The sequence below is a fragment of the Actinokineospora bangkokensis genome (genome assembly GCF_001940455.1).
GTDB classification, from domain to species: Bacteria; Actinomycetota; Actinomycetes; order Mycobacteriales; family Pseudonocardiaceae; genus Actinokineospora; species Actinokineospora bangkokensis.
This window is the reverse complement of record NZ_MKQR01000005.1, coordinates 155,027-177,592: the sequence shown is the minus strand read 5'-3', so window position 1 is coordinate 177,592 and position 22,566 is coordinate 155,027. Positions and strand designations below refer to the sequence as shown.

At 73.9% G+C, this 22,566-nt stretch carries 24 protein-coding genes; 8 read left to right on the top strand and 16 right to left on the bottom strand.

Features of this window, described 5'->3' with window-relative positions:
• Window positions 1-113 precede the first annotated feature (113 nt).
• Window positions 114-830, top strand: coding sequence for a helix-turn-helix domain-containing protein (locus tag BJP25_RS03385; protein WP_075973343.1), 717 nt, complete (start codon window positions 114-116; stop codon window positions 828-830).
• Window positions 831-969: 139 nt separating this feature from the next.
• On the top strand, window positions 970-1,770 hold the full coding sequence (locus BJP25_RS03380; protein ID WP_075973342.1) for a DNA-formamidopyrimidine glycosylase family protein: 801 nt from the start codon (window positions 970-972) through the stop codon (window positions 1,768-1,770).
• Between the two features lie 6 nt (window positions 1,771-1,776).
• Here BJP25_RS03380 and BJP25_RS03375 read toward each other — a convergent pair whose 3' ends face one another.
• Window positions 1,777-2,265 carry a metallophosphoesterase family protein gene (locus BJP25_RS03375; protein WP_075973281.1) on the bottom strand — a complete coding sequence of 163 codons (489 nt, stop codon included), beginning with the start codon at window positions 2,263-2,265 and terminating at the stop codon, window positions 1,777-1,779.
• A gap of 127 nt (window positions 2,266-2,392) precedes the next feature.
• Here BJP25_RS03375 and BJP25_RS03370 point away from each other — a divergent pair, with 127 nt between their 5' ends.
• Window positions 2,393-3,196, top strand: coding sequence for an SDR family oxidoreductase (locus tag BJP25_RS03370; protein ID WP_075973280.1), 804 nt, complete (start codon window positions 2,393-2,395; stop codon window positions 3,194-3,196).
• A 237-nt stretch (window positions 3,197-3,433) separates the two neighbouring features.
• Here BJP25_RS03370 and BJP25_RS03365 read toward each other — a convergent pair whose 3' ends face one another.
• On the bottom strand, window positions 3,434-4,171 hold the full coding sequence (locus BJP25_RS03365) for an SDR family NAD(P)-dependent oxidoreductase (protein WP_075973279.1): 738 nt from the start codon (window positions 4,169-4,171) through the stop codon (window positions 3,434-3,436).
• A gap of 63 nt (window positions 4,172-4,234) precedes the next feature.
• Between BJP25_RS03365 and BJP25_RS03360 the strand changes: the two genes are divergently transcribed.
• Window positions 4,235-6,247 (top strand): transglycosylase domain-containing protein, encoded by a 2,013-nt coding sequence (locus BJP25_RS03360; protein WP_075973278.1) that lies wholly within the window; start codon window positions 4,235-4,237, stop codon window positions 6,245-6,247.
• Between the two features lie 13 nt (window positions 6,248-6,260).
• Here the strand turns inward: BJP25_RS03360 and BJP25_RS03355 are convergent, their stop codons facing one another.
• From BJP25_RS03355 to BJP25_RS03335, 5 genes are read right to left on the bottom strand one after another with little or no spacing between them, the layout of a single operon-like run.
• Window positions 6,261-6,626 carry a hypothetical protein gene (locus BJP25_RS03355; RefSeq protein ID WP_075973277.1) on the bottom strand — a complete coding sequence of 122 codons (366 nt, stop codon included), beginning with the start codon at window positions 6,624-6,626 and terminating at the stop codon, window positions 6,261-6,263.
• 17 nt (window positions 6,627-6,643) lie between these two features.
• Window positions 6,644-6,949: an STAS domain-containing protein gene (locus BJP25_RS03350; RefSeq protein ID WP_075973276.1), complete on the bottom strand. Its 306-nt coding sequence runs from the start codon at window positions 6,947-6,949 to the stop codon at window positions 6,644-6,646.
• 43 nt (window positions 6,950-6,992) lie between these two features.
• Window positions 6,993-7,346 (bottom strand): STAS domain-containing protein, encoded by a 354-nt coding sequence (locus tag BJP25_RS03345; protein WP_075973275.1) that lies wholly within the window; start codon window positions 7,344-7,346, stop codon window positions 6,993-6,995.
• Entirely contained in the window at window positions 7,343-8,419 is a 1,077-nt protein-coding gene (locus BJP25_RS03340) for a cobalamin B12-binding domain-containing protein (RefSeq protein WP_075973274.1), read from the bottom strand. The genes BJP25_RS03345 and BJP25_RS03340 overlap by 4 nt, the downstream gene beginning before the upstream one ends.
• Entirely contained in the window at window positions 8,416-10,005 is a 1,590-nt protein-coding gene (locus BJP25_RS03335; protein ID WP_198943324.1) for a PP2C family protein-serine/threonine phosphatase, read from the bottom strand. The genes BJP25_RS03340 and BJP25_RS03335 overlap by 4 nt, the downstream gene beginning before the upstream one ends.
• Before the next feature lie 356 nt (window positions 10,006-10,361).
• Between BJP25_RS03335 and BJP25_RS03330 the strand changes: the two genes are divergently transcribed.
• Window positions 10,362-11,606 (top strand): lipase family protein, encoded by a 1,245-nt coding sequence (locus tag BJP25_RS03330; RefSeq protein ID WP_233157888.1) that lies wholly within the window; start codon window positions 10,362-10,364, stop codon window positions 11,604-11,606.
• Window positions 11,607-11,680: 74 nt separating this feature from the next.
• Here the strand turns inward: BJP25_RS03330 and BJP25_RS03325 are convergent, their stop codons facing one another.
• The 8 genes from BJP25_RS03325 to BJP25_RS03290 all read right to left on the bottom strand — a co-directional run bounded on the left by BJP25_RS03325 (window position 11,681) and on the right by BJP25_RS03290 (window position 19,460).
• Window positions 11,681-12,274 carry a phosphoribosylanthranilate isomerase gene (locus BJP25_RS03325; RefSeq protein WP_075973272.1) on the bottom strand — a complete coding sequence of 198 codons (594 nt, stop codon included), beginning with the start codon at window positions 12,272-12,274 and terminating at the stop codon, window positions 11,681-11,683.
• Window positions 12,275-12,289: 15 nt separating this feature from the next.
• Window positions 12,290-13,507, bottom strand: coding sequence for a cytochrome P450 family protein (locus BJP25_RS03320; protein ID WP_084793630.1), 1,218 nt, complete (start codon window positions 13,505-13,507; stop codon window positions 12,290-12,292).
• Window positions 13,508-13,771: 264 nt separating this feature from the next.
• A complete protein-coding gene (locus BJP25_RS03315; RefSeq protein ID WP_075973271.1) occupies window positions 13,772-15,844 on the bottom strand; it encodes a xanthine dehydrogenase family protein molybdopterin-binding subunit in 2,073 nt (690 codons plus the stop codon).
• Window positions 15,841-16,848, bottom strand: coding sequence for an FAD binding domain-containing protein (locus tag BJP25_RS03310; protein ID WP_075973270.1), 1,008 nt, complete (start codon window positions 16,846-16,848; stop codon window positions 15,841-15,843). The genes BJP25_RS03315 and BJP25_RS03310 overlap by 4 nt, the downstream gene beginning before the upstream one ends.
• Complete coding sequence (locus BJP25_RS03305; protein ID WP_075973269.1) at window positions 16,845-17,345, bottom strand: (2Fe-2S)-binding protein; 501 nt, start codon at window positions 17,343-17,345, stop codon at window positions 16,845-16,847. Before BJP25_RS03305 ends, BJP25_RS03310 begins: the two co-directional genes overlap by 4 nt.
• A 21-nt stretch (window positions 17,346-17,366) precedes the next feature.
• On the bottom strand, window positions 17,367-18,113 hold the full coding sequence (locus BJP25_RS03300) for a DUF2306 domain-containing protein (RefSeq protein ID WP_075973268.1): 747 nt from the start codon (window positions 18,111-18,113) through the stop codon (window positions 17,367-17,369).
• A gap of 123 nt (window positions 18,114-18,236) precedes the next feature.
• The gene (locus tag BJP25_RS03295) at window positions 18,237-18,956 is read right to left on the bottom strand and encodes a PP2C family protein-serine/threonine phosphatase (protein WP_075973267.1); all 720 of its coding nucleotides are present in this window, start codon (window positions 18,954-18,956) and stop codon (window positions 18,237-18,239) included.
• 153 nt (window positions 18,957-19,109) lie between these two features.
• The gene (locus BJP25_RS03290) at window positions 19,110-19,460 is read right to left on the bottom strand and encodes a DUF427 domain-containing protein (protein WP_075973266.1); all 351 of its coding nucleotides are present in this window, start codon (window positions 19,458-19,460) and stop codon (window positions 19,110-19,112) included.
• Window positions 19,461-19,683: 223 nt separating this feature from the next.
• Here BJP25_RS03290 and BJP25_RS03285 point away from each other — a divergent pair, with 223 nt between their 5' ends.
• Window positions 19,684-20,523 (top strand): peptidoglycan DD-metalloendopeptidase family protein, encoded by an 840-nt coding sequence (locus tag BJP25_RS03285; protein WP_075973265.1) that lies wholly within the window; start codon window positions 19,684-19,686, stop codon window positions 20,521-20,523.
• A gap of 3 nt (window positions 20,524-20,526) precedes the next feature.
• Here BJP25_RS03285 and BJP25_RS03280 read toward each other — a convergent pair whose 3' ends face one another.
• Window positions 20,527-21,135 carry a hypothetical protein gene (locus tag BJP25_RS03280; protein ID WP_075973264.1) on the bottom strand — a complete coding sequence of 203 codons (609 nt, stop codon included), beginning with the start codon at window positions 21,133-21,135 and terminating at the stop codon, window positions 20,527-20,529.
• Window positions 21,136-21,300: 165 nt separating this feature from the next.
• Here BJP25_RS03280 and BJP25_RS03275 point away from each other — a divergent pair, with 165 nt between their 5' ends.
• On the top strand, window positions 21,301-21,822 hold the full coding sequence (locus BJP25_RS03275) for a hypothetical protein (protein ID WP_075973263.1): 522 nt from the start codon (window positions 21,301-21,303) through the stop codon (window positions 21,820-21,822).
• A gap of 397 nt (window positions 21,823-22,219) precedes the next feature.
• Window positions 22,220-22,507, top strand: a complete 288-nt coding sequence (locus BJP25_RS03270; RefSeq protein WP_075973262.1) for a hypothetical protein — start codon at window positions 22,220-22,222, stop codon at window positions 22,505-22,507.
• The last annotated feature ends 59 nt before the right edge of the window (window positions 22,508-22,566 follow it).

The window sequence follows — 22,566 nt, the reverse complement described above, 5'->3', positions numbered from 1 at the left end:
CGCCCCGAGCTGGTGCGCTGGCGGCCCGGGGTCCGAGGCGACGGCACGGGTGCGGCTTGACCGTGCCCCAGGGGCAGGGTGTGGACTGGGGGCAACTGATCGGGGAGGCGGGCATGGCGTGGAGCACTCGGCAGCTCGCCGAGCTGGCGGGCACGACGGTGAAGGCGGTGCGGCACTACCACGAGGTCGGGCTGCTGGAGGTGCCGGAGCGGGCGGCCAACGGGTACAAGCAGTACCGGGTGGCGCACCTGGTGCGGTTGTTGCAGATCAAGCGGCTGAGCGACCTCGGGGTGCCGTTGTCGCAGGTCGCGGCGTTGGGCCGGGCCGACCAGGAGCCGGATGAGGCGATCCGGGTGCTCGACGCCGAGCTGGCGGCCACGGTCGAGCGGCTGAACCGGGTGCGCGCGGAGCTGGCCGTGATCCTGCGCCACCGGGCGCCGATGCACCTGCCGACCGAGTTCGCGCCGCTGTCGCGGAACCTGTCGGAGACCAACCAGGCCCTGCTCATGGTCTACTCGACGGTGTTCAGCCAGCGGACCGCCGAGCTGTTCCGCGAGCTGGTCGCCGAACCCCAGGAGACCGACGAGGAGTTCGACGGGCTCCCTCCGGACGCCGACGACGCCACCGTCAACCGCCTCGCGGAGCGGATGGCCCCCGTGGTCCGCCGCATCCGCGACGCGCACCCCTGGGCCGTCGACCCCACGTCGGACTCCCCCCACGGCCCCGCCGTGGCGGGCAACACCATCGCCCACGCCCTCGTCGAGCTGTACAACCCCGCCCAGCTCAAGGTCCTGCGGCGCCTGGACCAGATCCTGCGCGAGATGTCCTAGCTGATTTCCACATACCCGCCCCCACCCGGCACCGTCCCCCACGGCCCCCATACCGCCCGGGGCAGCGCGGCACAACAGCTGACGCCGCCCCTCCGGGAAGCACCCTGCGCGGCGGCGCGGGACGGGCGACGATGTGGGGGTGGCGGAGGGGGACAGCATCGCGCGGCTGGCGGCGCGGCTCGACGCCGCGACCGCGGGGGCGGTGATCGTCCGCAGCGACGTGCGACACCCGCGGTTCGCCACCGTCGAGCTGGGCGGGCAGCGGATCGTGGCGTGGCGGCCCCGGGGCAAGCACCTGCTGATGCGGACCGACGGCGGGGTGACCGTCCACTCGCACCTGCGGATGAGCGGGTCGTGGTCGGTGCTGCGACCGGGCAAGCGCTTGCCGCCGCGGGTGGCGGCGCAGGTGCGGGTCGCGCTGCACCTGGCGGACGGGCGGACGCTGGTCGGCGTCGGGTTGCCGGTGCTGACCGTGGTGCGCACGCGGGACGAGCACGCGGTGGTGGGGCACCTCGGGCCTGACCTGCTGGGCGCGGACACCGAGGGCGACGACAGCATCAGCACCGCGGTGGCGAGGGTCGCCGCGGCGGGTGAGCAGGCGATCGTCGCCGCGCTGCTCGACCAGCGGCGGGTGGCGGGGCTCGGCAACATGTGGGCCCAGGAGATGCTGTTCCTGCACCACGTCAACCCGTGGCGGGCCGCGGGCGGCGTCGACGGCGTGGGGCCGCTGCTCACCGACGCGCGCGAGCGGTTGCACTACGCCGTGCGCGCGAACCCGGGGCAGAACACAACCGGGCGGCGTTCCCCGAGGCACTGGGTCTACGGGCGGGCGCGGCGGCCGTGCTTGCGCTGCGGCACGCCGATCGCGTTCCGGCCCGCGGGGCAGACCGCGCACGGGCGGGAGACGTGGTGGTGCCCGACGTGCCAGCCCGCGGGCTGAGCGGGGTCAGGTCACCTCGACGATGCGGGCGGAGACGTGGCCGTCGTCGAGGTCGAGCAGCGCGAGGGTGCCGTGCGGTTGCCTGCGCTTGTCGGTGGGCGAGCCCGGGTTGAGGGCGCGCAGGCCGTCCGCTTCCTCGTCCCAGGGGATGTGCGAGTGGCCGAACACCACGAGGTCGGCGTCCGGGAACCGCCTGCGGAGGCGGTTGTGCCTGCCCGCCTTGGGCCCGCTGTCGTGCAGCATGGCGAGGCGGACGCCCGCGACCTCGGTCTCCAGCACCTCCGGCGCGCCCCACTCGGCCACGTCGTCGCCGTCGTTGTTGCCGCGCACGACCAGGACCGGGGCGAACTCGACCAGTTCGTCCAGGACGGCCGGGGTGCAGACGTCGCCAGCGTGCAGGATCAGGTCGGCCCCGGCCAGGTGTTCGGCCACGCGGGGCGGGCAGGACTTCCAGAACCGGGGGGCGTGGGTGTCGGACAGGGCCACGACTCGCATCCCGCCAGGCTAGGTCACGCTCCACGGTCCGCCGCCCACCCGGGCGTTCGCGTTCGCGAAGACCCATGTGCGAGCGGATCGCACGCGTGCGTAGCGTCGGTCGGGTTCATCGACGACTGGAGGGGTCGTGCGGGTTTTTGTTTCAGGGGCAACCGGAAATGTCGGACACCACGTGGTCCGGCTGCTGGCGGATGAGGGGGTTGCGGTTCGAGCGCTGACACGGCGTCCCGGGCAGGTGCAGGTCCCGGAAGGCGTCGAGGTGGTCGGCGGCGATCTCGACAGCCTGCCCGGGGGCGCGTTCGACGGGGTCGACGCCCTGTACCTGATGGCCACGGGCGACACGGCCGCGGTGGTGCGGGCGGCGGCCGACGCGGGCGTGCGGCGGGTGGTCACCCTGTCCTCGGCGAGCGTCGAGATCCCCGGCGACGCCAACGGCGCGCACCACCGGGCCGCGGAGGAGGCGGTCGAGGCGTCCGGTCTCGCGTGGACGCACCTGCGGCCCGGCATGTTCGCAGGCAACCTGCGCCAGTGGGCACCGCAGGTCCGCGCCGGGGTGGTGCGGGAACCCCTCGCCCAGGCCAAGCAGGCACCCGTGCACGAACTGGACATCGCCGAGGTCGCGGCAGCCGCCCTGACCTCCGGCGACCACGAGGGCAAGTCCTACCTGCTCTCCGGGCCCGCCGCGCTGTCCAAGCCGGACCAGCTCCACGCCATCAACACCGGCGCGGGCACCGACGCGCGCTTCGAGGAGATCACCGTCGAGCAGTGGCGCGCCCACGCCCCGGTCCCCGCGTTCGTGGTCGACATGCTGATCAAGTACTGGACCGCGGGCGTGGACACCCCCGACGCGGTCCAACCGCACCCGCTGGGCAAGGCCGCACGCCCCTTGGACCAGTGGGCGGCCGACCACGCCTCCGAGTTCCGCGGCTGAGCACCGCGCGGGACCCGGCACGCCCGACCGGGTCCCGCGCCCGCTGTGGACAACTCGCGGTCGCGCCTCCGAAACTGTCGTTCCGTTGTGGCAGAGTGGAAATCGGGGGTCCCCCTGGGCCTGTGGATGGGTGCGAGCGGGACCGGGGCGGGTGTGATACGAGGCCATCACGAGCAGGGGTCGCGGCAGGCAGGGACCGCGACAGGCAGGGACCGCAGCTGGTAGGGGTGGCGGGGCTCAGAGGCTCATGCCGCCGTCGGCCACCACGACCGCGCCGGTGGCGAAGGTGGCCCGGGGGTCGAGGAGGGTCCGGACCCACCAGGCCATTTCGGACGGTTGCCCCACTCGGCGCAGAGGGGTTGTTCCCGCGGTTTCGGCGAGGAAGCGGGCGTACTCCTCAGGGGTGGAGCCCATGCGCAGGCCCATGCCGGACTCGACGACACCGGGGGCGAGGGCGAGGACCCGGACGCCGTGGGGGGCCAGTTCGGCGGCCCAGGTGCGGGTCAGGAACTCCAGGGCCGCCTTGGCCGCCCCGTAGGCGGAGAAGCCGGGCCAGGCGCGGCCGCCGGTGGAGCCCGCGCTGGTGAGGTTGAGGACGACGCCGCGGGTGGCCTTGAGGTCGGGGAGCAGTTCCTGGGTCAGCAGCAGCGGGGCGGTGAGGTTGACCGCGATCTGGGCGTGTGCTGACGCGGGGTCGATGCCGCCGAGGGGGGCGGGGGCGGCGGAGCCCGCGTTGTTGACGAGGACGTTCACCTGTCCGAGGGATTTCCTGGCCGCCGCGGCCAGCGCGGCGGGGGCGCCGGGGGCGGTGACGTCGAGGACGAGGGGGTGCACGCGGGGGTGCCGCGCGGCATCGACCACTGTGGACTCCGTGCGGCCGACCACCAGCACGTCGTGGTCCTGGGCGAGGTCGAGGGCGATGGCTCGGCCGATGCCGGTGCCGCCACCGGTGACGATAGCTCCGCGCTGGGTCATGGGAGCAGGCTCTCACCCCGGTTCTCAGGTCGCTGTAAGGGTCGGCGGGCACCCTGGGCGGATGTGCGCAGAGTGCTGAAGTTCCTGGGCGGGTGCGGGGTGGCCGGTGTGCTGGTGGCGGGCATGGTGGCGCCCGCGGTGGCCGGTGCGGGGGTGGTGGCCGCCGCGGTGGCCGACGAGCCGCCCGTCACCCTGGACCAGCAGTTGCCGGGGGTGACGACGCTGACCGACCGCGACGGCAACGTCATCGCGCGGGTCTTCGACCAGTACCGGTTGCCGCTGGCGGCTTCGGCCATCTCCTCGACCATGAAGGCCGCCATCGTCAGCATCGAGGACCGGCGGTTCTACACCAGCAGCGGCGTGGATCCGAAGGGGTTGCTGCGGGCGGCCATCAACAACGCCGCCGGGGGCGCGACGCAGGGGGCGTCGACGATCACCCAGCAGCTCGTCAAGAACTACCTGATCAACGTGGTGCACCGCGACGACCCGCAGGCGCAGGCGCAGGACCGGGCCGACACGGTCACCCGCAAGGTGCGGGAGGCGCGGTCGGCCATCGAGCTTGACGCGTCGATGGGCAAGGACGACATCTTGGCCGCCTACCTCAACGTCGTGGAGTTCGGCGGCCGCGTCTACGGGGTGGGGGCCGCCGCGCAGGCGTACTTCGGCACCACCGCGGACAAGCTCGACATGCCGCAGGCCGCGCTGCTGGCGGGCATGGTGAACAACCCCACCGCGTTCGACCCGTACGACCACCCGCAGGCCACGCTGGAGCGCCGCGACGTCGTCATCGACGCCATGGTGTCGGCCGGGACCCTCGACGCCGCGACCGCCGCCACGGCGAAGGCCGCACCGCTGGGCGTGCTGCCGAACGGGCCCGTGGTGCCCGCCAGCACGTGCACGGGCACCGCCGACGGGTTCTTCTGCGACTACGCCCTCAGCTACCTCCAGTCGGCCGGGTTCACCCAGGAGCAGCTGATGACCGGCGGCTACACCATCCGCACGACGCTCGACCCGGCCGCCACCGCCGCAGCCCAGCGGGCCGTGGACGACAACGTCGACCCCACCGAGGACGGCGTGGCCAACACCCTGGCGCTCGTGCGGCCCGGCACCGGCGACCACCAGGTGCTCGCCATGGTGTCGAACCGGCGGCTGGGCACCGACGCGGCGAAGGGGCAGACCTCGACCAACGTCGTGTCCGGGGTGAGCGACCCGTTCGGCGCGGGGTCGGTGTTCAAGGTCTTCACCGCCGCGGCGGCGCTCGAATCCGGTGCCGCCGACCTCGGCACGCTGCTGCCCAACCCCACCTCGCAGTGCTTCCGCGCCGCGGGCTCGCGCAGCTGCTACACCGTGCGCAACGACGGCACCTACCCCGACCCCATCACCCTCACGCAGGGCCTGGCCACCTCCCCCAACACCGCGTTCGTGGGGCTGGAGCAGAAGGTCGGCGTGCCCGCGGTGGTGGCGATGGCGTCCAAGCTGGGCTTGCGCACCACGATGGGCACCAACAACGCGGGCAAGGCCGTCGACACCACCTCCGCGGACCCGCAGCGCAACCAGACGCAGACCCAGTACTTCCAGGACAAGCTGTCCTTCACCCTCGGCAACAGTCCGGTGAGCCCGCTGGAACTGGCGAACGTGCCCGCGACGCTGCTCAGCGGCGGCGTGTGGTGCCCGCCCTCCCCCATCCTGTCCGTCACCGACCGCGACGGCACCACCGTGCCGGTGACGTCGGCGGCGTGCGAGCAGGTCATCTCCCCCGAGGTCGCCGCGACGCTGAACACCGCGCTGGGCGAGGACACCACCATCGGCACCAGCGCCGCCGCCGCCCGGGCGGTGGGCTGGGACCGGCCCGGCATCGGCAAGACCGGCACCACCCAGAACTCCGAGTCGGTGGCGTTCGTCGGCGGCACCGGCGACTACGCCGCCTCCTCGCTGGTCTTCGCCGACGGCGCGCGACCGGGCGAGCTGTGCGCGGGCCCCTCGGTGCACCTGGGCAACTGCGGGTCGGGCGCGTTCGGCGGCACCGTCGCGGCGCCCCCGTACTTCCGCACCATGACCCAACTGCTCGGCGGCTGACCCGAGAGGCGGGTCAGGGCTCGTACAGCTCGGGGCGGCGCTGGGGGTGGCGGTCCGCGACCGCGCGCTCCAGTTCCGCGAGCCGCGCTGCGCTGTCGTCGCAGCCCAACGCGGTGTCGATCCGGCTCCACTCCCAGCCCTGGGCCCGAGCCGAGGTGATGAAGGCGATCTCGGACTGCGCGAGGCCCAGCTTGCGCCGGTTCAGCAGTTGGCGCCACGCCGTCAACACCTCGGGCGGCACGTCCGCTCCACCGTCCCGCGCGACGACCAGGTGCAGTGCCGTCAACTGGTCGGTGGAGGTCAGGACGTCCGAGTGCGGGTCGCCGTGGGCTTCTCGCAACCACTCGTCGATGCGCGGGTAGCGCTGGGTCCCACTCATGCCACCATCCTGGCGGATCAGCGGCGGGCGTGGTCCAGGGTGGGGAACAGGCGCAGGACGCGGTCGAGGCCGGTCAGCTCCATGGGGCGGGTGACCACCGGGTCCGCGACGACGACGCGGAGTTCGGCGGCGTGCTGCTCGCAGCGGGTGTGCGCGTTGACCAGGTGGGTGAGCCCGGCGGAGTCGAGGAACGACACCCTGCTCAGGTCGAGCACGACCACCTGGGCGCCCGGGAGGGCGTCGCCCACCGGTGCCGTGGTCTGCTCGGTGACCCGGTCTCCCACGTCCACGACGACGAGCTGGTCCGACCCCTCGGCTGGCATGCTCCCAGCTTCCCCCACCGCGGCCGCGCGCGCAGCGCGGCGATCAGGGTTCGGGCGTCTGCTGGTGGGCGACCACCCGGTCGCCGGTGAGGTGCTGGAGGGTGTTGGTGACGGTGAGCAGCCGCTCCAGCGAGGTGGGGCGGTTGTCCAGGTGCAGCACCGCCGAGGACGCGTCCACGTGCCTGCGCACCATGAGCAGCACCGACAGCCCGTAGGAGTCGCAGAACCCGAGCGCCGACAGGTCGACGTGCAGGTCGCGCAGCTGCGGCAGCCGGTCGACGACCTCGCGCAGCAGCCGGTCCGCGGTGTCGTAGTCCAGGTCGCCGTCGACGGCGACGCGGGCGGTGTGCCGGTCGAGCGTGGTCCAGGTGGTGGTCAGGGGTCGCGGGTGGCTCATGCGGTGGAGGCTCCGTGGCGGCGGTCGCTGCGGTCGGTGGCGGCTTCCAAGGCCGCGTGGGCGGTGGTGATCAGTGCGGTGGCGCGGGGGAAGTCCCGCAGCTCGGCGAGCAGCAGGTCGAGGGCGGGGGCCAGCACGTCGGCGGGCACCGAGCGGGCGCTGAGGATGTCGGCGGTCCAGGTCAGGAAGCCGGTGAACAGCCCGTCGTCGGCGACGTAGAGCGAGGTGGCGAGGAAGTCGACGATGTGGGCGATGTCCTCGGCGGTGCGCTGGTGCTGCTCGTCGCTGTAGGCGCGCATCGCCGGGATGCGCTCCTCCAGGCCGTTGAGCACCGCCTTGACCAGCAGCGTCGCCGTGCGCGAGACCATCGTGAACTCCTGGTCCGCCAGGTGCGGCAGGTCGTCGATGGGCTGGTGGGCGCCCGGGGCCGGGCTGGGCAGCGGCTCGCGGGCCAGCCGGTCGGCGGCGGAGCGGGCGTCGGGGGCCCAGGCGTCGGCGCCGAGCAGCCGGGCGTAGCGCCCGTCGGGGCCGAAGGCAGCGCCGCCCGCGATCACCGGGGTGCCCGCGGCCTGGCAGGCGGTGATGGTGGCGTGCGCGGTGGGCAGCCGGGTGGGGATGGAGCTCGACAGCGCGACCGCGGCCGGGCCGGTGCGGTGCAGGTGGGTGATCAGGTGCGGGATGGGCACCTGGGCGCCGAGGTAGTCGACCTGGAAGCCGCGCAGCCGCAGCACCTCGGAGACCAGCCGGGCGGGCAGGGCGTGCCACTCGCCGTCCACGCAGGCCACGGTGATCGGGCCGCGGGTGGGCGTGGGCAGCTTGCGGCCGAACATCAGCGCGGAGACGGCGCGTTCGTTGATGGCGGTGGCGGCGTGCTCCTGGGCCACGGTGAGCCGGTTGGCCGCCCACTCCTCGCCCACCCGGCGCTGCACCGCGCCGATGACGTCCAGCAGGGCGGTCTCGGGGTCCAGGCCCGCGGCGGCGGCGCGCACGACGGCCTCGCCCGCGGCCTCCTCGTCGCGCGCCAGGACGGCTTCCCAGAGGTCGTCGGCGGCGCGTGCGGTGGTGTCGCTCATGCGGTGTACCTACCCCGGCTGTGGCCACCCACCGCGGTGAGGTGGCGACCGCGCGGCGCGGTGATGGCCACCACGGCCATGTCGTCGTGCGGGCGCTGGCCGATCCACTGCGCGGCGAGCATCTGCACGTGCTCGACGATGGCGTCGGCGGGCATGCCCGCGCACTCGGCCAGCGCGCGGCGCAGCCGGGCCTCGCCGAACATCTCGTCGCCCAGCGGGCCGCCGCGGGCCTCGGTGATGCCGTCGGTGTAGAGCAGGCAGCTCTCCCCCGGCGCCAGGGTCACCGCGGCGGTGGAGGCGGCCACGGCGGGCATGACGCCCACCAGGTTGCCCTGGGTGGCCACCGGCTCGACTGCGCCGTCGACCCGCACCACCAGCGGGGCGGGGTGGCCCGCGCAGGTCAGCCGCAGCTTGACCTCGGTGCCCGCGCGGGCGGCCGAGGCCAGCACCAGCGTGGCGAACCGGGTGTTGTGCGGGTTGACCAGCACGTCGTTGAGCCGGTTGAGCACCCGCTCGTGGTCGTCGGCCATCGGCAGCAGGGCCTGCAGCGTGGTGCGGATCTTGCCGGTGAGGACGGCGGCCTCCAGGCCCTTGCCGCACACGTCGCCGAGCACGGCCAGCGACTCGGCCTCCTCGCCACCGGCGCCGGGGTGCACGTCGTAGAAGTCGCCGCCGACCCGCTCGGTGTCCTGCGCCGGGCGGTAGCGGCCCGCGAACTCCACCCCGCCGACCTGGTGCAGCGCGGGCGGCAGCAGCTCGCGCATCAGCGTCTCGGTGATCGAGGCCTGCTGGGCGAACATCCGCGCGGCCGACATCGCCGTGCCCGCGCGGGCGGCGAACAGCCGGGCGAAGATCTCCTCCTCGTCGCTGAACGACGGCTCGCCGGTGCGCCGCAGCAGCACCAGGGCGCCCGCGGGGACGCCGAGGCCGGGCAGCGGGGTGACCACGATCGAGCCCAGCTCCCCGAAGCCCTCCGGGCGCAGCCAGGCCGGGGCGGTGGCCGGGTCGATCCAGCGCGAGGGCACCGGCGGGAACCCCTGCAGCGCCTCGGCCAGGCCGGGCACCTCCTCGGGGTTGAACCGGAGCACGTCGCGCACCGGCGCCTCGCCGCGGCGGCTGACCACCACGGGGTAGCGGCGGCGGTTGGGCGGGGCGATGACCACGGCGGCGTCGGCCAGGTGCTCGGCGGCCAGCCGGGCGGCGACGTCCATGCAGCGGTCGAGGTTGAGCGAGGCGAGCAGGGCGTTGGAGGCGTCGCCGAGCAGGGCGGCCCGCTCGCGCTCCACCCGCAGCGCGTCCACGGCCAGCCGGGTGTCGGTGTCGTCGACGAACCACCAGGTCGTCGACTCGTCCTCGTGCCGCACCGCGTGCGCCTCGAAGGTCCGGTCGCCGATGGCGCCGGTGGCGCGGTCGCCGCCGGTGAGCCACTCCGGCGGGGCGCCCGCGGGCAGCAGCGCGCGGGCCGCGTCGTTGGCGGCCAGCACCGCACCCCCGGCGTCGAGCACGACGGCGGGGTAGGGCGCTCCGCGCCACCCCTGGTCGGGGGTGGCGAGGGGCCTGCTGGTGGACTGCCCTCGCTTGGACACGGGAACCGCTGGTCACCTCTTCGGGGGTCTTCGCCGGGTCGTCGGGCCGGTCGGCACCGATCGTTGACCTCCGGCAATCATCCCACACCGGGTCGCCGGGCACACCGGTTGTGCGGTGCGGAACAGACAACGATACCAACAGCGCACGGCGTGCGCACCCGGGCGGCGTTTTCGGAATGCCATTCGCGGAACGCGCAGGTACCGGATCCGGCGCGGAAACCCACTCGCGGTCGACGGAACTCCAGCGGTCCGGATTGTCACTTTTCCCGAAGAACCCGCACGGGCGTTGACCTGCGACAACGAAGATCCGGATAGTACTGGTCACCCGTTTCCCCGAAAGCCCATGGAGGTCACTGGTGACCAGAACGAAGCGGCGCCTCGCGTCCGCGCTCGCCGCGGTGGTGGCGGGCGCGGTCGCCGTCGTGGCGGTGAACGCCACGACACCACCGTCCGCCGAGGCCGCGGGGGCGCGCGCCGCGGCGGCGCCCGCGCTGCCCGGCCCCCTCGACGACAGCTTCTACCTGCCGCCGAGCCCGCTGCCCTCGGGCACCCCCGGCGACGTCATCCGGTGGCGGCCGACCGTGCCCCCGCTCAACGCGCTCAACGCCAACGCCTGGCAGGTCATGTACCTGTCGACCGACGCGCTGGGCCAGCGCATCGCGGTGACCGGCACGATCATGACGCCGCGCTTCGCCGACACGTCGAAGGCGCCGATCGTCGGCTACGCGGTGGGCACCCAGGGGCCCGCGTTCAAGTGCACGCCGTCGAAGGCCATCGAGCGCGGCACGCTGTACGACCAGCCCGCGGTCAACGACAACATCAGCTCCGGCTACGCGGTGGCCATCACCGACTACGAGGGCTACCGCCCGGGTGCGGCGAACCGGCCCACCTACATCGTCGGGCAGTCGATGGGCAACACGGTCATCGACTCGGTGCGCGCGGCCCAGCGCCTGCCGCAGGCCGGGCTCAAGGCCGACGCCAAGGTCATCTTCCAGGGCTACTCCCAGGGCGGCGGCGGTGCGCTGTGGGCGGCGGAGAAGCAGCCGTCCTACGCCCCGGAGCTGAACCTGGTCGGCGCGGTCGGCGGCGGTGTCCCGGCCGACCTGACCGAGGTCGCCAAGGGCCTCGACGGGTACCTGGGCTTCGGCTTCCTGGCCTTCGCGGCGGTGGGCCTGGACTACGCCTACCCGGAGCTCCAGCTGGACTCCTACCTCAACGACACGGGCAAGCGGGAGATCGCCGACGCCAAGGCCAACGCCTGCGTCATCGAGCTGCTGACCAAGTACCCGTTCAAGAAGATCAGCGACTACACCACCAGCAACCCGCTCCAGGACCCGAAGTGGCAGGCGCGGCTGGCGCAGAACAAGCTGGGCCAGACCCCGCCGCGGGTGCCGGTGTTCCAGTACCACGCGCTGACCGACGAGATCGTCAACACCCCGCAGGGTGACGCGCTGCACAAGTCCTACTGCGCCTCGGGTGTGCGGTTGCAGTGGAACACCTACATCTCCGACCACCTGACGGGCATCTTCGCCGGCAACGGTGACGCCCACAAGTGGATCGTCGACCGGTTCTCGGGCAAGGCGGCGCCGAGCAACTGCTGACGCGGGTGGCGCGGGTGTGCGGCCCGCGCTGCCGAGACAGGGCCGGGAGCGCTGCTCCCGGCCCTGTTCCGCGTTCAGCGGCAGGCTTGCAGGAACGCCCGGACGAGGCCGTGGTCCTTGGTGCCGCGGGTGGACTCGATGCCGCTGGAGGCGTCGACCCCCCACGGCCGCGCCCGGGCGATGGCCTCGGCGACGTTGTCCGGGTCCAGGCCACCGGACAGCAACCACTGGCCGGTGGGCCGGTTGCCCTCCAGGGCGCGCAGGTCCCAGCGCTGCCCGGAGCCGGGCGTGGGCGAGTCGAGGATCAGCATCTCCTCGCCCCAGGCGCCGGTGGCCGTCTCGGTGCCGGGGGTCAGCGAGGTCGCCCGGACCAGGCGGGTGCCGCGGGCGGCGAGGGCGTCGAACGCCTCGCGCGGGTAGCTGCCATGCAGCTGCACAGCGGCGACGCCCGACGCGGCCGCCAGCTCGGCCACCTCGTCGACCGGCTGGTCCTTGAAGACCCCCACCACGAGCACGCCCGGCGGCGTCGCCTTGACCAGCCGGGCGGCGGTGGCCACGTCGACCCGCCTCGGGCTCGCGGCGAAGACCAGCCCGATCGCGTCGGCGCCCGCCTCGGCCGCGACCTCGACGTCGGCCTCGGTCCTCAACCCGCAGATCTTCGCGAACACACCCCCGACTGTAGTTCAGCCCCGCCGCGGCCCGAGGACGACGGGCAGGTGCGTGAACCCGTTCATGATCGCGCTGCGCTGGCCGGGCAGGTCCGCGGCGGGGGTGGCCAACCGGGCGTCCGGGTAGTGCCGGGTGAGGTGGGCCAGCGCGGTGAACGCCTCCATCCGCCCCAGCGGCGCGCCCAGGCAGTAGTGCGGCCCGTGCCCGAACCCCAGGTGGGTGCCCAGGTCGGGCCGCTCGGGGTCGAACCCACCCGCGTCGGCGTACCGCGCGGCGTCGCGGTTGGCGGCGTGGATCCACACCATCACCACCTCGTCGGCGGGGATGGTGACCCGGCCGTAGGTGACCGGCTCGGCGGTGAACCGGTGCGTCGACATCCGCACCGGGCAGTCGAACCGCAGCACCTCCTCCAGGGCAGCCGGGATGTAGGAGGGGTCCTCCCCCAGCGCCCGCCACCGCTCCCGGTCCGCCACGAGCCAGCGCACCGCGTTGCCGATCAGGTTCGTCGTGGTCTCGTGACCGGCGACGAACAGCAGGAAGACGGTGCCCATCAGCTCCTCGGGCGTCAACCGCTCCGCGGCCCCCGGCGACAGCAGCGCCGAGAGCAGGTCGTCCCCCGGGTCGGCCCGCCGCCGCACGAACAGCTCGCTGAAGTACTCCCGCATCCGGTGCGACGCCGGGATGTTCCGCGCGTGGTCGTCGTCCATCAGGTCCGCGGTCCACCCCCGCAGCAGCCCGTGGTCCGCCGCAGGCACGCCCATCAACTCGCAGATGATGTTGAGGGGCAGCGGGAACGCCACCTCGTCGACGAGGTCCACCGCTTCGTCCTCCGGCAGCCCGTCCACCAGCCGCGCCGTCAACTCCTGGGCCCGCGGCCGCAGCGCCTCCACCCGAGCCCGGGTGAACCCCGCCCCCACCAGCCGCCGCAACCGCCCGTGCTCGGCCCCGTCCGAGAAGAGCATGTGCGGGCTGTACATCCCGCTCAGCTCCGGGTCGACCCCCAACGCCCGCAACTGCCGCCCCATGATCCGGGTCAACCCCGCCGCCGACTTGCTCAACCGCGGATCGGCCAACGCCGCCCGGGCGTGCGCGTACCCCGCCACCGCCCACGCCCGCACCCCGTTGACCAGCTCCAACCGGTACACGCCGCACTCGGGGTCCCCGGGGTCGGCCGGGACGATCGAACGGCACCACGTCAGCTCATCGACCGGGTGGGTGACGGACACCTGCACTGAACCCCTCCTCCACAACGGCGACGCCCTCCGCCGAAGACCATCGCGGATCAGGACCGGTTTTGCTCTCGCCAAGAGGAAAGTAGTCAGCAAATCACTCACCCGGACGAAGGTTGGAGCCCCCTAACGGGGTAGCCCACTCCCCCACCGCCACATTTCGTGCAGTGCCCCCAGCCCCCGCTGTTCCCCCACAACACCACCGCATCGAGCCGGCCCGGGAATTCCGGAACCACCCGCCGAAGCCGAGGCGAACCCGCCCCGGCATCACCGCAAGAAGCGGTCCAGCGTGATCGGCAGCTCCCGCACCCGCACCCCCGTCGCCGCGAAGCACGCGTTGGCGATGGCGGCGGCGGTGCCCGTGATCCCGATCTCCCCGATCCCCTTGCTCCCCATCGGGTTCAGCAGCGGGTCGGGCACCCCCAACCAGTCCGCGGTGATGTCCAGGACGTCCGCGTGCGTCGGCACGTGGTACGAGGCGAGGTCCGCGTTCGACGTGTGCCCCAGCGCGGCGTCCATCGTCGCGTCCTCGTGCAGCGCCATGGACATGCCCATGACCATCCCGCCGATCAGCTGCGAGCGGGCCGTGCGCGGGTTGATGACGCGGCCGACGTCGAAGTGGCCGTGCAGCCGGGCCACGCGGACCTCGCCGGTGTCCTCGTGCACGTGGACCTCGGCGAACTGCGCGCCGTAGGCGTGCGCGGCGTGCGTGTCGCCCACCGCGTTGCGCGGGGCGTCGGCCAGGACCTCGTCGCCCGCCGCGGCGCCCGCGCCGAACTTGTCCCGGAACGCGCGCGCGGCCTCGACGATGGCGGTGCCCCAGGACGCGGTGCCGGACGAGCCGCCTGCGACGCTGGCGCGCGGGTGGCGGGTGTCGCCGATGGCGAGGTCGACGCGGGCGACGTCGACGCCGAGGGCGTCGGCGGCGATCTGGGCGAGGGCGGTCCAGGCGCCGGTGCCGAGGTCGGCGGCGCCGATCTCGACGCGGTAGCCCGGGTCGGTGAAGCGGACCAGGGCGGAGTTGGCCGCGTTGCGGTAGGCCGGGTAGGTGGCGGCGGCGACGCCGCGGCCGACGCGCCACGGGCCGCGGCGCGGGGTGCGCACGCGGGGGTCGCGGTCGTACCAGCCGAAGCGGTCGGCGCCCTCGTGCAGGCAGTCGACCAGGCCGCGGCTGGTGAACGGCTTGCCGGTGGCCGGGTCGCGCAGCGGCTCGTTGCGGACGCGGACGTCGACGGGGTCCAGGCCGCAGGCGTGGGCCAGTTCGTCGATCGCGGACTCCAGGGCGAACATGCCGGGGGCCTCCCCCGGCGCGCGCATCCAGGACGGCACCGGGACGTCGAGGGCGGCCAGCCGCTGCGAGGTGCGCCGGTGCGGGGCGGCGTACATCATCCTGGCCGCCACCGGGACCTGCTCGGCGAACTCCTTGAGCCGGGCGGTCTCCTGCACCACGTCGACGCCGATGCCGGTCAGCACGCCGTCGACGGTGGCGGCCAGCCGGACCCGCTGGGTGATCCGCGGCCGGTAGCCGGTGATCCGGAACATCTGCCTGCGGGTGGCGGCGAAGCGCACCGCGCGGCCGGGCAGCGCCCGCGCGGCCAGCGCGCACAGCACGGCGCCCGCGTGCGGCAGGCCCTTGGCGCCGAAGCCGCCGCCGACGAACGGGCAGGTGACCCGGACGCGCTCGGGGTCGACGCCGAACACCTCGGCGAGCGTGTCGCGGGCGCCGTGCACGGACTGGGTGGACTCGTAGACGTGCAGGTCGTCGCCGGTCCAGGTGGCGGTGGTGGCGTGCGGCTCCATCGGGGAGTTGTAGGTGCGGGCGGTGGTGTAGGTCCGGTCGACCACGACGTCCGCCACGGCCAGCGCGCGGTCGAGGTCGCCCTGGTCGGTGTCGGTGGGGTAGCCGGCGTTGAGCGCGTCCGGCGCGTACAGCTCGTCCGGGTCCACCACGACGCTGAACGGCTCGGCGGCGACGTCGACCACCACGGCCCCGGCGGCGGCGCGGGCGGCCTCCACCGTGGTCGCCACGACGGCGGCCACGACCTGACCGCGGAAGTGCACCCGGTCGTCCTGCAGCACCGCCAGCTCGCGGTCGGCCGTGGCCGTGCGCGGCGCGTTCTCGTGCGTGAGCACCAGGACGACACCGTCCACAGCGGACGCCGCGGTGGTGTCGACGGCGCTGATCCGCCCCCTGGGGACGGTGGACTCCACGGCGACGACGTGCAGCGGCTCGGGCACCGGCTGGTCGTCGGCGTAGGGCGCGAGCCCCATGGCCTTGGCCAGGCCGTCGACCCTGGCGGGCGAGCGGCCGATGGCCGAGGGCGTCACCGGCTCGATCACCGCTCCTCCTCCGGCTGCCCGGCGGGCCGCCCGGCCAGCTCGCGCAGCACCGACACCAGGGTGGCGCGCACCAGCGGCACCTTGAACGCGTTGCCGGGCAGCGTGTGCGCGTCGAGCAGCTCGGCCTCGGCCGCGGCCCGGAACGCTCCCTCGGTGGGCTGCGACCCGCGCAGCACCTCCTCGGCGGCCCGCGCCCGCCACGGGCGGTGCGCCACCCCGCCGAACACCACCCGCAGGTCGTCGACCACGCCGTCGTGCGCGCGCACCACGGCGGCCACCGACACCAGCGCGAACGCGAAGGACGCCCGGTCGCGGACCTTGCGGTAGCGCGCGTACCCGCCGAACGGCGGGGGCAGCTCCACCGCCGTCACCAGCTCCCCGTGGGCGAGCACGGTGTCCCGCTCGGGTTCGCGGCCCGGCAGCCGGTACAGCTGCTCCACCGGAACCCGCCGCTCCCCCTCGGGTCCGAGCACCACCACGAGGGCGTCCAGCGCGACCAGCGCCGCGGCCATGTCCGACGGGTGGGTCGCCACGCACTCCCGGGACGCGCCGAGGATCGCGTGGTGGCGGTGGTTGCCCGCCACGGCCGGGCACCCCGACCCCGGCAACCGCTTGTTGCACGGCGCGGTCACGTCGCGGAAGTAGTCGCAGCGGGTGCGCTGGAGCAGGTTGCCGCCGGTGGTGGCCATGTTGCGCAGCTGGCCGGAGGCGCCGGAGAGCAGCGCCTGCGACAGCAGCGGGTAGTACGCGCGCACGACCGGGTGGGCGGCCAGGTCGGCGTTGCGGGTGCCCGCGCCGATGCGCAGGCCGCCGCCGGGCAGCGCCTCCACCACGTCGGCGGCCAGGCCGGAGACGTCGACCAGCAGCGACGGCGTGGCGACGCCGAGCTTGAGGTGGTCGACGAGGTTGGTGCCGCCCGCCAGGAACGCCGCGCCCGGGTCGGCGGCCACGGCGGCGACGGCGGACCGGGCGTCGGCCGCGCGCTGGTAGGCGAACGGCTTCACGCGCCCACCTCGCGGATGGCGGCGACGATGCCGCGGTGGGCCCCGCACCGGCACAGGTTGCCGCTCATCCGCTCGCGCACCTCGTCGTCGCTGAGCACCGGGGTCGCGCCGTCCGGGGTCACCGCGCTGGGCCACCCGGCCCGCACCTCGGCCAGCGCGCCCGCCGCCGAGCACACCTGGCCCGGGGTGCAGAAGCCGCACTGCAAGGCGTCGTGGTCGACGAAGGCGGTGTGCAGCGGGTGCGGCCGACCGCCCGCGGCGAGCCCGGCGGAGGTGGTGACCTCGGCGCCGTCGTGCGCGACGGCGAGCACCAGGCAGCTCACCACCCGCCTGCCGTCGAGGAGCACCGTGCACGCCCCGCACTGGCCCTGGTCGCAGCCCTTCTTGGCGGAGGCGGTGCCGAGCCGGTCGCGCAGCGCGTCGAGCAGGGTCGTGCGGGTGTCCACGGTGACCGACCGCTCCCGGCCGTCCACGCGGAGCTCGATGTCGACGTCCATGCTCCCCTCCCCCGCACCCGGTCACGGTGTGCTCACCACCGGGGCCCGGTCCGGCTGCCGGACGCCCGCGCGGCGCGCGCGGGGTCCGCTGGTCAACCACCATTCCACCACGAGCAGCGGGAGCACCCAGCCGAGCCACGCGCTCAACGCGCCGACGGTCTGCACCATCGCCAGCTCGCTGCCGCCGAACGCGCTGTCCACGCGGGGTGCGAGCAGCAGCGCGGCGACCGGCGCGATCAGCCGGTTCAGGATGATCGAGAAGGTCAGGGTCGCGCTGCGCACCATCCACACCCGGTGCTCGGCGAACCGCCGAGCCCGACCGTGCCGGAACCCCGCCGCGGTGCTGCCCAACCAGAGCGCGGCCAGCAGCACGTCCCCGACCCGCGTCATCGGCCCGAACGGCGACACCGCGCCCACGGCCAACCCGGCCAGCCCCGCGGGCAGCACACCCCCGAGGACGTAGACGCGGCCAACCCGCCGGTGCGCCACCGGGAACCGCTGGCGGAACCAGGGCCACACCTGGAGGAACGCGGTCACCATCGCGACCGTGCCGAACAGGATGTGGGCCACCAGGACCGGGTAGTGCCAGGGGAACCCGGGCGGCGCGGGCACCTGCGACCTCGCCGGGTCCAGCGTGAGGTACCGGGGCAGCGACATGGCCAGGAAGAACAGGACCAACGCGCCCAGCGGCACCACCCACGGCCGCCGGTACCAGGTCTTGCGCGCCGCGGGCGCCCCGGACGGCGCGGCGGGTGCGGTGGTGGTCATGGTCTCCCCCTCGTGGTCTGTGCGACCACGCTAGGAAGCCAAGCGCGCCAACGACATCCGGTGCGTCCCCGTGGCGGGGGTGGGGCTGGCCCTACCCCCGCCACGACGAGGGGCGGGGTCGCGTCACGCGGCGATGGGCAGTGCGACCGTGCTGAGGTCCGGGGCGTGCTCGGGCAGGCGCACGGTGGTCCGGTCGGCGCAGAGCACGACGAGGGCGGTGGCGTTGTCGGAGGTGCCTGCGGCCACCGCGGCCTGGACCAAGGCCGTCGCCGGGTTCGGGGCGTAGCTGACGACCTGGCCCATCGCAGCCGTGCCGAGCGCCTTGTGCACGCCGTCGCTGGTCAGCAGCAGGGACACCGGTTCGGCCACGCGGGCGGTGCCGATCTCCTCCGGCTTGGCGGTGCGGGTGCTGGTGGTGACGACGTGCTCCAAGCGCGGGGCGAAAGAGGTACCGCGGTCGCGGAAGAACTGGGCGAGGGTGTGGTCGTGGGTCAATTGCCGCAGGCCGTCAGCGGTCCAGGCGTAAGCGCGGGCGTCGCCCACCCACGCGATGTCGTAACCAGTGCCGTCGGGGACGGCGACGACGAGGACGCAATCGCCCGCCGCCAGGTCGCGGACGGCGCGCTGCGCGGCGAGGACCGCCTGCGCGGCGGTGCCACCCGCCCGCACCGCGGCGGCGACGGCGACCCGGGCGGCGCGGGCCGCTCCCGGGTGGTCACCGATGCCGTCCGCGAGCGCGTAGCGGACGCTGCCGTCCGCCGCCGGGGAGGAGGCCACCGCGTCCGCGTTGACGGTGCGCGCGCCTCGGTCGCTGGCCGTCCGGGCGATCGTGCTGGTGAGCATCGGGACCTCCTCGTCGATGTCCGCTGTCGTGGCACCGACTGTGCTCCCGGAGGCTGAGGGTTCCCTGTGGGTCGGGTGCGCCCAGCCTGTGAATGCGCCGATCGCCCGGCCCGGGAGCGCGGGACGGGGTGCCGAGGACCCCGCGGGGAGGGCCTACGGCTTCGTGCTGATGACGGCCACGGTGTCGTAGAAGCTCACGTGGCCCTTGAGCTCGGGCACGGAGTCGATCGGGTCCGGGTAGCCCCACACCACGTCCTCGCGGCGCTCGCCGGGGCCGGTGTAGGTCCAGTAGGACGCCTCGCCCTTGAACGGGCAGGTGGTGCGCGTGCTGGTCGGCTCGAACAGGTCCATCCGCACGTCCTCCTGCGGCAGGTAGACCCGCACCGGCAGGCCCGTCTCGTGCACCAGCAGCGGCCGGTCGGAGCGGGCCACGACCTCACCGCCGATCGTCACCTCCACCGGGTCCGCGCCGCGCTCGACCGTGACCGTGTGCCCCTTGGCCATGCCCGTCCTCCCATGCCCGTCTTCCCGCTGCCTGTCTTCCCGCTGCCTGTCTTCCCTCTGCCTGTCTTCCCTCTGTGGCAATCCTGCCCCTCACCGTACGCGCGGTGCGGCCGCGGGGCTGCCGCACATTGCGCTGCACGGGCGATGGCCGGGCCCGCCCCGATCGGTAACGTCCCCACCAACCGGACACCGTGTCCGACAAGACCACACCACGGAGGCGCGCGTGTGCGGGGACTGCGGCGGTTCGGGGCTGAGCAGGCGCGACCTGCTGCTGGGCGCGGCGGCGGGGCTGACCGCCGTCGGCGCGGGCGTGCTGCTGCCGGGCACCGCCGCGGCGGCTGACTTCTACAACCCCTTCAGCGGCTACGCCATCACCGGCACGTGGGCCCAGCACATCGCCCGCGGCTCGCTCGGCGGCATCGACTACGGCGTCGCCGTCGGCACCCGGCTGCCCGCCCCCGGCGCGGGCCGGGTCACCAACACGCCGGACAACGGCACCGGCGGCCACACCGTGACGATCACGCACGCCAACGGGTACAAGACGCAGTTCATGCACCTGTCGCAGTTCTCCCTCGCCAACGGCGCGACCGTCGCCCAAGGCGGCACCGTGGGCCTGTCCGGCGGCGCCGCGGGCGCCCCTGGCTCGGGCAACTCCACCGGCCCGCACGTGCACTGGCACATGATCAACCCCGCAGGCACCCGCATCAACCCGCTCGACTACCTCGGCAGCGGCAGCGGCGGCCTGCCCAAGACCAGCACCGAGTCCGACGGCGTCCCCGGACCGCTGATGTGGAAGCGCGCCCAGAACTGGCTGCGCATCACCAACGGCTACACCGGCCCCATCGATGGCGCCCCCGGCACCAACACCTACGCCGCCCTGCAACGCGCCATGCGCTCCTACGGCTACACCGGCCCGATCGACGGCGTGATGGGCCCCAACTCCTGGGCCGCCGTCCAACGCCTCGCCGCCCAGCACGGCTACACCGGCCCCATCGACGGCGTGATGGGCCCCAACTCCTGGCGCGGCTTCGCCCGCTTCCTCAACGACGACCGCTGGGACTGACCCTCACCCGGTGAACTTGTTCTCCCGGTGCCAGGCGAAGTACGCCGCCGTCCCCGGCCGGTGCGCCGCGCACGAGCGGCCGTCCAGCAGCGAGAGGTGGTCAGGGAGTCGCCCTACTGCCCTGGGGTGCGGCAGACACGAGCGAGTGTCAGCCTGCGTCGAGGGACGCTGCGCCCCCGCACGTGCAGGTCGCCACAGCCGGGCACTGCCACGTTCTCGACATCGGGGTGTACGTGGCAGTGCAGCAGAGCGCGACAGGTTGTGCGCTGTGGTGAGGGTCCAGCCCAGGAGGTGCCAGGGCAGAACGCTCTGAGCCAAATCCGGATCGGTGCCCTCGTCCAGGTGAACGGGTGCGTCGATGACCGAGCGGTCGTCGATCGGGAGGTGCTGGACGTTGCGGGAATCGACGTACGCCTGGAGGATCACCGCGTTTCGCGCCGCGAGACGGCGGAGGAGGAGGGTGAGGGCTTCCAGGTAGTCGGCGTTGCGGGGTCGGTCGCTGCCCTGGACCTTGCCGCCCGCGCTCTCCAGCAGGAGGGAGAGCGTGTCGCCGTGGGGGGTGATGGAGAAGTCGGCGCTAAGGTCGCTGCCGTCAGACCGCGTCGCGTGCACGGGACCACTGATACAGGAGGCCGGGTGGTCGCTGCGCGTGGGGGGCTGGCGGCGGAGCGTGACCGGGTGGCCGGGTGGTCATCACGGGGAGTGAGAAGAGGACCTGGCATCCCACTGCCGGGTGAGGGCGTGACACCATCTGGCGCACGCGGGGAAGGAGGCCCGATGACCGACCGGACCGAGCAGATGGACGACCTGCAGTTGGTCGCCCTACCGAGCGCCGTGGGGTGCGCGGAGATGTTCGTGCGGTTCTCCCTCACCGAGTGGAAGCTGCAACCGATGCGGGAGCGGGCGGCCGCGCTGGCGGGGGCGGTGACGCGGCAGGTCGTCGAGGCCGCCGCGGGGGACGAGCAGCCCGGGATGATCACGATCCGGGTGCGGCTGTCCGGCGGGAACCTGGTCGTCGAGGTGGAGTCGGCGCACGAGGTGGCGGCGCCGCCGACGCCCGAGGGCGGGCGCAGCGGGCTGGACCACCTGGGGCCCGGCCGGTACATGCCGTGGCTGACGATCCCGCTGCCCGGCGGGATGGACGCGGGCGCGGTGCCGCTGCCCCGGCGCACCCGCAAGCCCTCGCCGGAGGCCGCTCGGCTGGCCCGCGAGGAGGAGGCGGGCGCACCGCCGGACCCGGACGTGCTCGGCCGCATCCTCTACGGTCTCAACGGCACGCAGAGCAGGCACCAGAAGTAGCGGGACGCGAATCCGAATTCGGTGCAAGGGCGCCATGCAAATGCACGGTGAATGAGCGCCGAACCCCTTTCCCGTCATGTGGAATTGCGCGTCGGGCAGCCGGACGCTTGTCCCGCTATGTGAGAGCTTCGCTTCCGCAACCGCCATCCAGGCGTCACAACCCGTTTGCGCAGGTCAGCGGGTTTCACCCGGTCGATCTTCCCCCGCCCGGGTGAGTTCAGACGGGGTAATGACCCTCCGAAACTGTCCGGATTGTGCCGGTTCGGCGGCCCGCAGGCGTGACCCGCCGTAACGTGGGCGGTGTCTCATTCCGATGGAACGAGCGAGCGGGACCACGCATCGGAAGCGGGTGCCCGCCACGCGAAAACGACCGCCGAGCCTCACCCCAGGGGGAGCGATGACCACCGCCACGCCGTCCGAACCACTCGATCCGAGCTCTCCCGAGCTGAGCCGCCGCGCGCTGGCCATGCTGCGCGCCGTGGCCGAGGGCCGCGCCCAGCTGGCGTGCAGCCGGGAGCCCGACCTCTACATCGACGGCGTGCCGTGCTGCGACCAGTTCACCGCGCACCTGCTCACCCACCAGGGCCTCATCACCCCCGCCACCGGCCGCTTCGGCCAGCTGGTCCCCGCGACGCTGACCAGCACCGGCGCCGCCGCCATCACCTCGGCGCCCGTGGCAGCCTGACCGCCACCCCCGCGGAGCCCCCGGCAACGGGGGCTCTTCGCGTCTCCGGGTCCACGCGT

What these genes read in the sequence shown, in the direction of transcription:
- BJP25_RS03355 (WP_075973277.1), bottom strand. Translation starts at nt 6,626, where the DNA reads ATGAGTGGGACCCAGCGCTACCCGCGCATCGACGAGTGGTTGCGAGAA.
- BJP25_RS03300 (WP_075973268.1), bottom strand. Translation starts at nt 18,113, where the DNA reads ATGACCACCACCGCACCCGCCGCGCCGTCCGGGGCGCCCGCGGCGCGC.
- BJP25_RS03305 (WP_075973269.1), bottom strand. Translation starts at nt 17,345, where the DNA reads ATGGACGTCGACATCGAGCTCCGCGTGGACGGCCGGGAGCGGTCGGTC.
- BJP25_RS03295 (WP_075973267.1), bottom strand. Translation starts at nt 18,956, where the DNA reads ATGCTCACCAGCACGATCGCCCGGACGGCCAGCGACCGAGGCGCGCGC.
- BJP25_RS03350 (WP_075973276.1), bottom strand. Translation starts at nt 6,949, where the DNA reads ATGCCAGCCGAGGGGTCGGACCAGCTCGTCGTCGTGGACGTGGGAGAC.
- BJP25_RS03345 (WP_075973275.1), bottom strand. Translation starts at nt 7,346, where the DNA reads ATGAGCCACCCGCGACCCCTGACCACCACCTGGACCACGCTCGACCGG.
- BJP25_RS03290 (WP_075973266.1), bottom strand. Translation starts at nt 19,460, where the DNA reads ATGGCCAAGGGGCACACGGTCACGGTCGAGCGCGGCGCGGACCCGGTG.
- BJP25_RS03340 (WP_075973274.1), bottom strand. Translation starts at nt 8,419, where the DNA reads ATGAGCGACACCACCGCACGCGCCGCCGACGACCTCTGGGAAGCCGTC.
- BJP25_RS03365 (WP_075973279.1), bottom strand. Translation starts at nt 4,171, where the DNA reads ATGACCCAGCGCGGAGCTATCGTCACCGGTGGCGGCACCGGCATCGGC.
- BJP25_RS03270 (WP_075973262.1), top strand. Translation starts at nt 22,220, where the DNA reads ATGACCACCGCCACGCCGTCCGAACCACTCGATCCGAGCTCTCCCGAG.
- BJP25_RS03385 (WP_075973343.1), top strand. Translation starts at nt 114, where the DNA reads ATGGCGTGGAGCACTCGGCAGCTCGCCGAGCTGGCGGGCACGACGGTG.
- BJP25_RS03275 (WP_075973263.1), top strand. Translation starts at nt 21,301, where the DNA reads ATGACCGACCGGACCGAGCAGATGGACGACCTGCAGTTGGTCGCCCTA.
- BJP25_RS03375 (WP_075973281.1), bottom strand. Translation starts at nt 2,265, where the DNA reads ATGCGAGTCGTGGCCCTGTCCGACACCCACGCCCCCCGGTTCTGGAAG.